11 protein-coding genes are annotated in these 13,405 nt (G+C 51.6%); 10 read left to right on the top strand and 1 reads right to left on the bottom strand.

Annotated elements, in window-relative coordinates; all coding sequences use genetic code 11:
• Window positions 1–58: 58 nt before the first annotated feature.
• A complete protein-coding gene (locus BN2762_RS22845) occupies window positions 59–337 on the top strand; it encodes a hypothetical protein (protein WP_055109136.1) in 279 nt (92 codons plus the stop codon).
• Between the two features lie 153 nt (window positions 338–490).
• Here the strand turns inward: BN2762_RS22845 and BN2762_RS22840 are convergent, their stop codons facing one another.
• Entirely contained in the window at window positions 491–1,411 is a 921-nt protein-coding gene (locus BN2762_RS22840) for an AraC family transcriptional regulator (protein ID WP_055109135.1), read from the bottom strand.
• Window positions 1,412–1,638: 227 nt separating this feature from the next.
• On the opposite strand from BN2762_RS22840, the gene BN2762_RS22835 reads away from it, so the two are divergent.
• The 9 genes from BN2762_RS22835 to BN2762_RS22795 all read left to right on the top strand — a co-directional run bounded on the left by BN2762_RS22835 (window position 1,639) and on the right by BN2762_RS22795 (window position 13,403).
• Window positions 1,639–4,296 (top strand): glycoside hydrolase family 78 protein, encoded by a 2,658-nt coding sequence (locus tag BN2762_RS22835; RefSeq protein WP_055109134.1) that lies wholly within the window; start codon window positions 1,639–1,641, stop codon window positions 4,294–4,296.
• Between the two features lie 47 nt (window positions 4,297–4,343).
• Window positions 4,344–5,630, top strand: a complete 1,287-nt coding sequence (locus tag BN2762_RS22830; RefSeq protein WP_055109133.1) for an MGH1-like glycoside hydrolase domain-containing protein — start codon at window positions 4,344–4,346, stop codon at window positions 5,628–5,630.
• Window positions 5,631–5,721: 91 nt separating this feature from the next.
• Complete coding sequence (locus BN2762_RS22825) at window positions 5,722–7,044, top strand: ABC transporter substrate-binding protein (RefSeq protein ID WP_055109132.1); 1,323 nt, start codon at window positions 5,722–5,724, stop codon at window positions 7,042–7,044.
• Between the two features lie 28 nt (window positions 7,045–7,072).
• Entirely contained in the window at window positions 7,073–8,032 is a 960-nt protein-coding gene (locus BN2762_RS22820) for a carbohydrate ABC transporter permease (RefSeq protein ID WP_055109131.1), read from the top strand.
• A gap of 4 nt (window positions 8,033–8,036) precedes the next feature.
• Complete coding sequence (locus BN2762_RS22815) at window positions 8,037–8,882, top strand: carbohydrate ABC transporter permease (protein WP_055109130.1); 846 nt, start codon at window positions 8,037–8,039, stop codon at window positions 8,880–8,882.
• A gap of 35 nt (window positions 8,883–8,917) precedes the next feature.
• On the top strand, window positions 8,918–10,405 hold the full coding sequence (locus BN2762_RS22810) for a DUF5605 domain-containing protein (RefSeq protein WP_316246822.1): 1,488 nt from the start codon (window positions 8,918–8,920) through the stop codon (window positions 10,403–10,405).
• A gap of 42 nt (window positions 10,406–10,447) precedes the next feature.
• The gene (locus tag BN2762_RS22805) at window positions 10,448–10,876 is read left to right on the top strand and encodes a thiol-disulfide oxidoreductase DCC family protein (protein ID WP_055109128.1); all 429 of its coding nucleotides are present in this window, start codon (window positions 10,448–10,450) and stop codon (window positions 10,874–10,876) included.
• Window positions 10,877–11,023: 147 nt separating this feature from the next.
• Window positions 11,024–12,190 carry a P-loop NTPase family protein gene (locus BN2762_RS22800; protein WP_074048674.1) on the top strand — a complete coding sequence of 389 codons (1,167 nt, stop codon included), beginning with the start codon at window positions 11,024–11,026 and terminating at the stop codon, window positions 12,188–12,190.
• A complete protein-coding gene (locus tag BN2762_RS22795; RefSeq protein ID WP_055109126.1) occupies window positions 12,183–13,403 on the top strand; it encodes a TadA family conjugal transfer-associated ATPase in 1,221 nt (406 codons plus the stop codon). The genes BN2762_RS22800 and BN2762_RS22795 overlap by 8 nt, the downstream gene beginning before the upstream one ends.
• The last annotated feature ends 2 nt before the right edge of the window (window positions 13,404–13,405 follow it).

Here is a 13,405-nt window from a genome sequence, read left to right as displayed (position 1 = left end):
TATTTAATATGTCTAAGTACTAAATTGGGATTTAAATCTGATAATACGGGTGATGACCATGTCTTACAGACCGAGTGTTCATAACGTGACCAAAGCCAGCAGCAACGAAAAGGAAGGACTGTATGAATTCATCGTTACGATGGCTGATGGCACGGCGTGCCGAGTATCTTACCACCGGAATCCGGAATGGCGGCTTACGAACATCAGCCGGCTTCAGAGAACTCCTTGCCCGGTATGTCGCAAAGATTTCATTTGCAAGTGCATGGACAGATTCAGCGGAGTGATCGGGCAGCAGATTGATGATGGTCAGTGGATCGAGAAGGCGCTGGCTCAGTAAGATAACAGTCAATCAACGTTGGGAGACTGGCTCGTAGAGGGATCTATGGGTCGTCATAAGATTGAAAAGCAAGCGGGTTGATCAAGGAGCTTCCTTGGCCGACCCGCTTGCTTTTTATTTAATTATAGAGCTATCAGTTTCTGGCTCTCCTATTTACATAATAAACTTGTCGGCGTCGGATGCCGGTCTGCACTTCTCCTGATTTTTATAGATTTGGCGGTATCTCAGCGGGGATTCCCCCGTAATTTTCCGAAATAACGCATGAAAAAATTTCATGTCGGAGTAGCCGACCTCCTCGGCGATTTGAGCGACGGACCAATCGGTATGAACGAGCAGCTCGCAGCTTTTAAGAACGCGGATATGCTGCACATAGCGGTTAAAAGTTTTGCCCGTCGCTTGCTTGAACATATTCTGGAACTGCCTGACGCTCATGAATGCTTTCTCAGCCATTATCTCTAATGTCAAATGCTCCTGGTAACGATCCTGCAGAATTTGCAGCGCTTCCTGCATTCTGTCAGCCTTCAAAGCAGAGGGTTCTACATAGGAGCTCGCAGCTGTCTCTCTAGCAAGGCGATCAAGCGTGATGAAAATTTGCAGCACGAGCGAGCGGATGAGCACTCTGTAATTGCTCCCCCTGTTATGGTACTCGATGTAAGCTTCGTTAAACAGCTGATGCAGCCGGTTATGTTTGTCCTGGAATTGATACCAGCAGCCTTCTCCGGCGCATGTTCGGGTCAGCATGTCATAAAGCGCAGAGCCAGGCTGAAAGGAGTCCATGAGCTCCTGCAGTGCTTCCAACTTGAAAATGCAGTTGCATACTACGAGGGGATGCGAGCTTCTTGCCGAGACCGGACGAAACACGTGGGCAGTACCTACGGGCAGCAGGAAGACATCTCCTTTTTGCACGGGATATGATTTTTTGTCAATGTAATGATGCCCCTGTCCTTCCTCGACCAGACATAGTTCTACAAAGTCATGTACATGTTCGCGCAGATGAAACGCTTCGACTTCACGATTTAGATAGATTGGAAAATCATCCTCAAAGAACCGGGTGCCATGCAACGTAAACACCATTTGAAAGCGCCTCCATTTTTGTGTAGAGAATGAGTGGCCTGTGTGCTTTTTCATAATAATAAACATAGATTCGCAGAAAGATCAAGTCTACACTATCCCCCCTTTTATTATGCCGGATTGCCCTATAAATTGATATTTCAATTCACCTATACTGTGGATAAATCTGAAACAACAATCTGCAGAGTAATGGTTTAAGGGCCTTAAATTAAAGGAGAGATAGCATACTCATGTCAATAAGAATAGCGCGGCTGTTAGTCGAGGATGAAGAAAATCCTCTCGTAATCGGGACAGATCGCCCCAGATTCAGCTGGCAGCTGGCACAGGCTCTGTATGATCCGGAGTGGAATTTACGGCAAGCCGCTTATCGGGTTGTCGTGGCTGACAACGAAGCAATTCTGGCTCGGGATCAGGGAAATATGTGGGATAGCGGCAAAGTAGAAAGCGATCGTTCCGTTTACGTTCCATACGGCGGCAAGGCGTTGTCCCCTGGGACGACATATTATTACAAAATTCAAGTGTGGCTCCAGCATAAGGAGAAGGGGATTTGGAGCCATGTGGGACAGTTCGGCACGGGGCTGGCAGAGGCGGATTGGGCCGGCAAGTGGATCGGCCGGGCCATGCAGCAGGGGAAAGAGCTTGTCCCTGCATGCTATCTGCGCCGAGAGCTGAATATTGAGAAGCCTGTTTATAAGGCAAGATTATACGCGACGGCGCTGGGGATGTACGAGACGCGGCTGAACGGCAGGCGGGTAGGCGACCATTTACTGGCTCCGGGCTGGACAGATTATGCGCAGCGAGTCCTTTATCAGACTTATGATGTTACGGAGCTGCTTCAGGAAGGGGGGAATGCATGGTCGATTGTACTGGGGACTGGCTGGTATGCCGGCAATGTAGGCATGATGGGGACCCGGATTTATGGCAATGCCCCGTGCTGCTTGATGCAGCTTGAGGTAGAGTACTTGGACGGAACCAGCGCAAGCTTCTGTACTGATGAGAGCTGGCGAATGAATGAAGGGCCGGTTCGCTATTCCGATATGATCAAGGGGGAGAGCTTCGATTCCCGGCTCGAGCAGCGCGGTTGGGATCGCTCCGGGTTCGACGATTCCAGCTGGAGTGTACCGGAGGTATTTCCGCAATATCAGGGAAAGCTTCAAGCGCATAGCGGCCCGCCTGTCCGGATTACGCAAACCATAGAGCCTGTTCGGAGCTATGTGACAGAACGCGGAACGATCATCTTCGACTTTGGCCAGAATATGACAGGCTGGACCTCATTGACAGCGTATGGTCCGGCAGGCAGCAAGGCTTCGGTCACTCATGCGGAAATGCTGGACGAGTCGGGCTCGCTCTATACCCTGAATTTGCGCAAAGCCGTACAAACCTGCCATTATGTGCTTGATGGGACGGCACAACAAATCTTTCAGCCTCACTTTACATTCCACGGCTTCAGATATGCGGAAGTAGAGACTTCTTCTGAAGACGTAACTGTGCTGGCATTGCTGGCAAAGGCCGTGCATTCGGACATGCGGCCGGCCGGGCAGCTTCACACCTCCGATGATCAGGTTAATCAGCTTCTTTCCAATATCAAGTGGGGGCAGCGCAGCAACTTTTTGTCCGTTCCGATGGATTGTCCGCAGCGCGATGAACGGCTTGGCTGGACGGGAGACGCGCAAATCTTCATACGTACGGCTTCATACAACATGGACGTTGCGGGATTTTTCCGCAAGTATATAGTAGATGTCCTGGATGCCCAGTCGCCGGAAGGAGCCTTCCCTGATGTTGCCCCGGACGCAGGCTGGCGAATTTATAAAGGTATCAGCAGCGCAAAATGGTTCGCGCCCGACAATGCGGGCTGGGGGGATGCGGGGGTCATCATTCCGTGGACGGTCTATCTCATGTACGGAGACCTGGCTATCTTGAATGATTGTTATGCCGCCATGCAGCGCTGGGTCCAATATCTCGAAGCAAACAGCGATGGGCTGCTGCGGGGGGATTACGCGGATCACGCGGACTGGTTGTCGATCGGTGCTGATACCCCCAAGGATGTGCTCGCAACGGCTTATTTTGGCTACAGCGTCTCTTTGCTGGCCAGAATCGCCGACGTGCTTGGAAAGAGTGAGGATGCGCATGCTTATCGCGGGCTGTTTGATAGAATATGCACTGCATTCATGAAGGCATATGTATCCCCTGACGGCAGGATCAAAGGAGATACGCAGACCGTATATGTACTGGCTGTCTATTTTGATCTACTGGATCCGGAGATCAGGATGCAGGCCCTAAAGCGGCTTGAACAGCTGATTGTGGAGAACGGTTATCGCTTGAGCACCGGCTTTCTCGGCGTAGGGTACCTGCTTCCGGTATTATCCGAGAATGGCTTGAATGATCTGGCGTATCAATTGCTGCAGCAGGAGGAGTTCCCGTCCTGGCTGTATTCGGTGAAGCACGGGGCAACGACCATCTGGGAGCGCTGGGACGGTTGGACGGAGGAGAAGGGCTTTCAATCTCCTTCTATGAATTCCTTTAATCATTATTCGCTTGGCTCCGTGGGAGAGTGGCTGTACAGATATGCTGCTGGCATAGAACCAGATTACTCCGAGCCCGGGTTTAAAAAAATACAGATCAAGCCCTATCCGGGAGGACGCCTGACCCATATCAGCTGCAGCTACGAATGTCCTTACGGCATCATCGCTGTGAACTGGTCCAGGGAGAAGGACAGGTTCAGCCTCAAGGTGAGCCTGCCGGTGAATACCACGGCTGAGCTCTGCATTCCCGGTAAAGTTACGCATACCGTCGGACCGGCCAGTTTTATCGGGACGAAGGAAGGACGATCGCTCTATACGGCTGGATCCGGGAACTATTACTTTGAAAGCGATTTATCAACGGAGTAGTTGCGATTTCAGAATATAATCTCAAGGTAAATTACAGGGGGTTGCAGATGAACACGAATAGCTATGAGCGGCATGTGCACCTGCTCCGAAATTTCATCGCCGAACAGGCTGAAGGTTGTTTGAAGGAGCCGGCGCATTATCTGAAATATCCTTTTATAGATCCCGGCTCCGTGTACAGTGCGAATTTATGGGACTGGGATTCCTTCTGGTCGGCATACGCCCTGCTGAATCTGGAGGGCAGCCTGCTACCAGTCGGGGCTGTAACGCCATATGCGAAAGGGAATATCCACAATTTCTTCGATCATCAGCAGGAGGACGGCTATATTCCCATGATGATTGAGAAGGGCAAGACCGAGGAGCCTTATCTTATATGCAAGCGAAAGGAAGGGTTCAAGCTCAATATGCACAAGCCTTTCCTGAGTCAGCATATTGCCCTAGTCTCGGGGCATTGCGGGGATTACGAGTGGGCCCGTCCATACATTGAAGGACTGGAGAAGTATTTTGGCTGTTATGACCGTGACTACTATAATGAAAACTGCAAATTGTACGTTTGGGCAGACGACATCATGATTGGAATGGACAATGATCCGGCGACCTTTGGAAGACCGAAATATTCAACGGCTAATATTTATTTGAATGCATTTATGGTCAGCGAACTGAAGGCTATGGCTTTACTTTGCGGCAAATGGGGATTCATGGGCCGAAGAGAACATTATCTGGAGAAAGCCAAGACGCTGGAGCTAGCGATTCAGGAGGAGTGCTGGGATCCGAGAGACAAGTTCTTCTATTCGGTAGATGTCGATATCAGCACGCGCCGGTTCGACTGGTTCCATACTGGGCTAGGCGTCTTCTGGAAGACGCTGCCCATTAAAATCCGAGCCTGGAGCGGATTCATTCCTTTATGGTCGGGGACGGCGACGAGGGAGCAAAGCGCTTATCTATCCGCGCTTCATCTCGCGGACAAAAATACATTCAACAGCCCCTATGGAGTTGCTTCGCTTGCGATGGATGAGAAAATGTATAATATTTCGGCGACCAACAATCCTTCTAACTGGCTCGGGCCGATTTGGGGAATTGTCAACTACGTGACGTTCCGCGGCTTAATGGATTACGGCTTTAAGACAGAGGCGGAGGAGATCGCCCGCAAAACGGTACTGCTCTTCGGCAGCGACCTGGAGAAGAGCGGAACGCTCCATGAATACTACGATCCGTCAAGCGGCCTAGCCGTCATGAACGGCGGGTTCCTGAACTGGAACATGCTGGTGCTCAATATGGTTGACGAGCTTGCAGGCAGACCAGCACTTGCCTCGTACTTACGCGAAAGGGATTATTGAACAGGAAGTTATGAAAACGGTTACTAGCACTTTTTTAATATATATAGAAGGAATTCTGCCAATGTAAAAATTAGAATGGGGGAAATTGAACATGAAACATCAGAAAAAACTGCTGACTGCTTTGCTTGTGCTGCTGCTGCTCGTCGTTACGGCCTGCTCGGGAGGCGGAGCGAAGGTAGGGAAGCCGAGTGCTGCATCTCCATCCGACCGTGCTGGCGAGGAGAAGGTCAACCTGCGGATCATGTGGTGGGGATCTCAGGCCAGGCATGATGCAACGCTGAAAGTCATCGAGAAGTTCCAAGAGAAGTATCCGCATATCAAGATCAGTCCTGAATATATGGGCAATGACGGATATTTTGATAAACTGGCTACGCAAATCGCGGGCGGAAATCCGCCAGATTTGATGCAGCTCGGCAATAACTATCCAGACTATGTTTCCAAGGATGCCCTAATGGATTTAACCCCTTATATGGGACAAGAGATCAATGTCGAAAGTTTTGATCAGAATGTGATTGAAGCAGGAGCCATGGATGGCAAGCAGTACGGAATCAGCCTGGGTTCCAACGTGCTGGGGCTGATTTATAATAAGTCGCTGCTGGAAAAGGCCGGCATTCAGCCGCCGAAGGAGAACATGACCTGGGAAGAGCTTGAGGCATTCGGCAAGGATGCGGTGACGAAATTGGACAAAGGGGTTTACGCTTTCGCGGATCAATCTTTCTTTCCGCATTATCTGAACTACTTTTTGCGTCAGCAGGACAAAACGTTTTACCGCGACGGTACGGTAGCCTTTGCCGCGGAGGATATAGAAAATTGGTTTGAAATGTGGAAACGCTTCCGCGAGGCGGGGATCGTTCCTTCCTCTGAAGCAGCGGCCTCCATGTCAGAGACAAGCCCTGATGTTTCGCTGCTTGTACAAGGCAAAGTGCTGATGTCCCTTGTGTGGTCGAACCAAATGTCCGGCTTCCAAAATGCTATGCAGGATGAATTGGGTGTTAGCCTGCTGCCGGCCGCCCAGGACGAGAAACGCTCTGGCCTGTGGATTCAACCGAGCCAGTTCATGACGGTCAGCAAGCAGTCCAAGCATCCCAAGGAAGCGGCGATGTTCATCGATTTTATGGTCAACGACTTGGAGGCCACTAAAATTCTCGGGAATGACCGCGGTATTCCGGGCTCGGAGAAGGTAAGAGAGATGCTGATCGGCGAAGGCAGCGAAATTGATAAAAAGATTTATGAATACTTTAATCTCTCCGCAGGCATAGCGAGTTCCATGGACCGCGAGCTTCCGAACATCAGTGAATTCGATGGCCAGTTGAATAATGCAGCGATGGCCGTAGGGTTTGGTACGAAATCGCCGGCAGAAGCCGCGGCGGATGTCGTATCTGCGGCGGAAGCAGCAGTGAATAAAGCAAACTAGACATAGAGCGCAGAAAGGATGAGCGTTATTGAGTCAGGCTGCAGCTACACCATCGGCGCCCGGTCGAGACGACCGGGCCGGCAGCCACCCGCTAGCAAAGTGGTGGAAGCGTAATGCAACGGCGTATCTTTTTTTATTGCCCTGGTTTATCGGTTTTCTCGTTCTGACCCTTATACCGATGATTTCTTCATTGTATTTGTCCTTCACCAATTTTGATTTGCTTACACCATCTAAATGGGTCGGCCTTGCCAACTACGACACGATGTTCAATCATGATCCACGATATATCAAATCACTGCAGGTAACCTTCGTTTACGTATTCAGCTCCGTTCCTCTGAAGCTTGGCTTTGCTCTGTTCGTAGCGATATTGATGAACAAGGGCATGCGGGGGCTGGGCCTGTATAGAACGGTCTACTATATTCCAACACTGCTGGGAGGGAGCGTAGCCATCGCTGTTCTTTGGCGCAAGATGTTCGGCGGAGACGGTGTGGTCAACAGCTTTCTTCTGAATTACTTCGGCATTCAGGCGCCGGATTGGGTGTCCAATCCAAAGTACGCTTTATCGTCGCTGGTCGCTTTGTCGGTCTGGCAGTTCGGCTCCTCCATGATTATATTTCTGGCCGGTCTAAAGCAGATACCGCAGGACTATTATGAGGCTTCCCAGATCGACGGCGCAGGCAGATTCAAGCAGTTTATCAGCATCACCATACCTATGCTGTCTCCGATCGTCTTATTTAACCTGATTATGCAAATCATCAGCTCGTTTCAGGCGTTTACCCCTGCGTTTATCGTTAGCGGCGGGAAAGGCGGGCCGTTGGATTCGACGATGTTCTACACCCTTTACTTATACCTTAAAGGCTTCTCATTCTTTGAAATGGGCTATGCTTCCGCGATGGCCTGGGTGCTTCTGATAATTATCGGCGTATTTACGGCCGTGATCTTCGCTTCCTCGAAGCACTGGGTGACTTATGGGGATGGAGGAGAATAAAACAATGGAATGGACGAGAAAAAATTATTCGGTACTGCTGAAGCACTGCTTTGTTATATTGCTGGGGGTGCTGATGATGTACCCCGTCATATGGATGTTTATGAGCTCCTTGAAGCCAAGCCAATATATATTCAGCGATCTCAGCCTTTGGCCCAAGGAGTTCACCTTCGGCAATTACGCCGATGGATGGAGAGGGATTGCCGGGCGCGGCTTCGGCATTTATTTTTGGAATTCTATCCTGATATGCGTTTTTGTTATTATCGGGAATCTGATCTCTTGCTCTATGGCGGCCTTTGCCTTTGGGCGGCTGAATTTCAGCCTGAAGAAGCTCTGGTTTACCTTAATGATGATTACGATCATGCTGCCGCAGCATGTCAAAACCATCCCGCAGTACATTATGTTTAAAAATATGGATTGGGTCGACAGCTTTCTGCCGCTGATTACCCCAAAGTTTCTCGCTACAGAGACGTTTTTTATTTTCCTGCTGGTTCAGTTCATTCGGGGCTTGCCCAGGGAATTGGATGAATCGGCAAGGATTGACGGCTGCGGACCTGTGCAGATTTATTATCGCATGATTCTGCCGCTCGCTTTTCCTGCTTTAGTAACGACCGCTTTATTCTCTTTTATGTGGACATGGGATGATTTCTTCAGCCAGCTGTTGTATCTTAATGATTCTGCTCTTTATACGGTTCAGCTTGGGCTGCGGCTGTTCATGGACTCGACTGGTGAATCGTCCTGGGGGCCGATGTTTGCGATGTCTGTATTATCCCTGGTTCCCAGCCTGGTTCTCTTCTTCTCGATGCAGAAGTACTTTGTGGAGGGAATTGCCACGACCGGAATTAAGGGATAAAGCAACAAATGCATAGATTCAAGGGAGGTTATCAATTGCAGCATTCAGGACAGTGGGAGACGTCTTCAGCTATGGTGGAGCAGTGGGGCAGATTTGAGCTTGCCATATCGGCTCCGGAGCAAAGCGATCCTTTTAGCGACGAGGTATGGAGCGCAATCTTTAAGAAGGGCTCCCAATCCATTCAGGTAAAGGGATTTTACGATGGGGACGGGGTGTATCGGCTGCGGTTCATGCCTGAGGAGGTTGGGATTTGGTCTTATGTGACAGCGAGCAGGGTGCCGGAGCTTCATGGCGTGTCGGGCACATTCGAATGTACAGCGCCTGCCGCGGATAATCACGGTTATGTAACCGTGAAGAACGCTAGGCTATTCTGCTATGCGGATGGAACGATATATCATCCATTCGGGACGACTTGCTATGCCTGGATTCATCAGCCTGAAGAGGTAAGACGGCGCACGATAGATTCTCTTGGCAGATCGCCTTTTAATAAGCTGCGCATGACGGTTTTTCCGAAAAATTACAGCTTCAATGCCACCGACCCGGTAGAGTTTCCGTATGAAGGCAGCCCGGAGGAAGGCTTTGATTTTGCGAGATTCAATCCCTCCTTCTTCAGAAGATTGGAAGGGCATATCGATGAGCTGCTTGCAATGGGGATTGAAGCAGACCTGATACTATTCCATCCTTATGACGAAGGAAGGTGGGGCTTTGACCGGATGCCTGCGGAGGCGGATCAACGTTATTTGCGCTATATCATAGCCAGGCTGGCCTCTTTCCGCAACGTATGGTGGTCCCTGGCCAATGAATATGATTTTATGACCGAGAAAACTGTGGAGCAGTGGGATGCTCTGTTTCAAACTGTCCAGGCCGAGGATCCTTTCGGACATCTTCGCTCGATTCATAACGGTACGAGAATGTATGAACCAGGCAGCGTAGTGTTCTACGATCACAGCCGCGAATGGGTTACGCATTGCAGCATCCAGCACTGGGACGTTACTCTGGTGCGCGAGTGGCAACAAGCTTACGGCAAGCCAATCGTCATCGATGAATGTCTGTATGAGGGCAATGTCCCGTTTCGCTGGGGGAACATCACCGCCGAGGAGATGACCCACCGCTTCTGGGAGGCGGCCGTCCGCGGGGGCTATGCAGGGCATGGCGAGACTTATCTCCACCCCGAAGGCGAAATCTGGTGGGCCAAGGGCGGCGAACTCCGGGGGGGCAGCCCCAAGAGGATAGCTTTTCTGCGGTTATTTGCAGAACAGCTGCCGGAGGAAAGCAAGCCGCTGTTTACGATGCGCCAAATGGAGACGATCGGTGTAGAAGGAGAATATTATTTGGGGTATTTCGGAATTCACCGGCCGGCATATTTTACAGCTGAGCTGGATGAGGGAGGCAGCTACGAGGCGGAAATTATCGACACCTGGGAGATGACTATCACTCCGGTCGAGGGTGTGCTTAGCGGAACCAGCATGATCGAGCTGCCGGCCAAGCCGGGGATTGCCCTGAGAATTAGGAAGCTTCATTAGGAGCGGAATGTTATAATCGTTCTAAAGCGAGGTGAAGCGATTATGACACGAAGATTAGAGCCGACGCCAAGCGTAGTCTTGTTCGATGGCGTATGCCATCTATGCCAGGGCGCCGTAAAATTTATTATTAAGCGCGACCCGGAGCGCCGCTTTCGGTTCGCCTCCCTTCAATCGGAGGCCGGAAAGAGAATACTGCAGGACAGTCCGGACCATCTCAACTTGGGACGGCAGGATACGATTGTTCTTTATCAGAACGGCGCTTACTATACCCGGTCATCCGCAGCGCTTCGCATCGCAAAAGGTTTGCGTTATCCTTGGCCGCTGGCCTATGGGTTTATCCTTGTGCCGCGATTCCTCCGGGATGCCGTGTATCGTTTCGTTGCCGCCAATCGTTATCGCTGGTTCGGTAAGGATGAGACCTGTCTGGTTCCCACGAAGGAGAATAAGCAGCGTTTTTTGCAGGATGAATAATCAAATGTAAAAAGCCTTGCGCGAGTTTGCAAATTATGTTATTCTAACTGTAAATTTCAGGAATGAACGGCGGAAGCACCGTCCAACAACCGTACAACGGTTATTGGGCGGTGCTTTTTTGGCGTTCTTAGGAGGTGGGGGTTAAGCGTGGTTCCGGTCCGGCTGATTTTGGCCGTTAAGGATGAGCATTATATTGAGCCTTTTTTGCATTTTGTCCGCCATAGCGAGTTTGACCGCCGTTTCACCGTCACGGCATTTAGCCGTGAGGATGCCTTCGTGCGGCATATGGAGTCGAGCCGGCTCTCTGCCGATGTCGTGCTGGCAGAGAATATATTTCTGGAGGCGTGGCTGGGCTGCGGAGGGAGGCCCCAGGTTCAGGTTCCCTATATTCGTCTTGACGAGGGCGGGGAGGGGAGCAGCTCCGGGCAGAGCATCCCCAAATATCAACCGCTGCCGCTGCTTCTATCCGCCGTGCTGGAATATGTGCGGGGAGGCGCTGCAATCCGGTTGTCTTCGGAGGGCCGTGTGCTTGTCGTCGGAGTTTATTCCGCGGCAGGCGGATGCGGCAAGACGACGGTCGCAACTCAGCTTGTAAAGCAGCTTGCCGAAGAAGGCCGCAGGGCATTTTATCTTAATCTGGAGACGATCGGCAGCGCTATTTTATCCGAGGCTCGTTCTTGGCGGGAGGGGAACAACCATGTGCATGGCCTCGCCCGGCTTCTATATGATTTGAAAGCAGCAGAGGAACGCGGCGAGCCTTTGAATCAGGCGGTTTCGGCTTATGCTCAGAGGCATCCCCAGCTTGGAGCCGATACCTTCGGTCCGCTGGATAATTTCAATGAAATGCTGGAAATGGAGAGCAGGGATACGGCTGTTCTGATCGATTTTATCGCAGATAGCGGGTTTTACGATGCCGTAATCATTGACGTTGATTCATATCCTCATGCGCGGACGAAGACGGTGCTGGAGCGTTCCGACAAGCTGATCTGGCTGCTGGCCGACGAAGGGAACGCTATGCGCAAGAATGGATTGTGGATGTCTCACCTGGAGCGGGAAGATCCCGCTCAATTCCGGCGGATTATGGGCAAGACGCTGTTTGTGGTAAACCGCTCTGCGGGGGAGCCCGCTCATCCGCTGCCAAGGCCAGGCATGGCAGCCGAGATAACGCTGGCGGATATCCCTGCCTGGAGCCAGGGGGATGCACATGAGGCATTGCCGTACTCCCCGGTTTTTCAGAAGGGTATGCTTAGGCTCTGCCGCAGCCTGTATGCGGAAGGAACTCTGTTGGAATTGGGGGAGCTGCGGGGTGACTGAGGAGTTGTTTATAGAGCTGCGTGCAAGTATTCGCTCCGGGCTGGATATGACGTCAACGCTAACGGACGCACAGCTGATGGATTACATCGAACGCCGCGTGCTCGGGGAGAGCGGCCTTCATGGATTGACGGCTTCCGAGAAGCGGAAGTGGGTACGCAGGCTGTATGACTCATTCCGCGGTCTCGACGTGCTCCAGCCTCTTGTGGATGACCGGTCGGTAACGGAGATTATGATCAATAGCCATGAGGAAATTTTTATCGAGCGGGATGGCGAGGTCCAGCAGTTCGATGTGCGCTTCGAATCTCGAGAGAAGCTGGAGGATATTATCCAGAACATCGTTTCTACCGTGAACCGGGTCGTGAATGATTCCTCTCCGATTGTGGATGCAAGGCTTCCGAACGGATCACGGGTGAATATTGTGCTGCCGCCGGTCGCGCTGAAGGGGCCCACGATGACGATCCGAAAGTTCCCCGAGCAGCCCGTGACGATGGAACAGCTGGTTGAATGGGGCTCGTTGAGTAAGGAGGCGGCTGTCCTTCTGCAAAATCTCGTCAAAGGGAAATATAACATTTTTATCAGCGGGGGAACGGGCTCCGGGAAGACGACCTTCTTGAACGCATTATCACAATATATTCCGCCGGACGAGCGGGTGATTACGATAGAAGATTCGGCGGAGCTGCAGATCGCCACGGTGCCGAATTTAGTCTCGCTGGAGACGCGGAACGCCAATACGGAGGGGAAGGGGGAAATCTCCGTCCGCGATTTAATCCGCACCTCGCTGCGGATGAGGCCGAATCGGATCGTGGTTGGCGAGGTGCGCGGCAGCGAAGCCTTGGACATGCTGCAGGCGATGAATACAGGGCATGATGGAAGCTTATCGACCGGCCATGCCAACAGTTCGCGGGACATGATTAGCCGGCTGGAGACGATGGTGCTGGGCGGTGCTGAATTGCCCATTCAAGTGGTGCGCCAGCAAATCAGCTCGGCCATCGATATTTTCGTGCATTTATCCAGGCTGCGCGACCGCTCTCGCAAGGTCGTAGAAATCGCGGAGGTGTGCGGTTTACGAGAAGGGGAGGTGGTGCTGAATCCGTTATATGTTTTTCATGAAGATGGCGAGCATGAAGGGAGGATTCAAGGGAGACTGGCGAAGCGGGGCTGCTTGATGAATCACGATAAGCTGCTCATGGCGGGCATTGCACTGGACCAGTAGGC

The organism is Paenibacillus ihumii (assembly GCF_001403875.1).
Taxonomy (GTDB): domain Bacteria; phylum Bacillota; class Bacilli; order Paenibacillales; family Paenibacillaceae; genus Fontibacillus; species Fontibacillus ihumii.
This window is presented reverse-complemented; position numbering and strand designations above follow the sequence as displayed.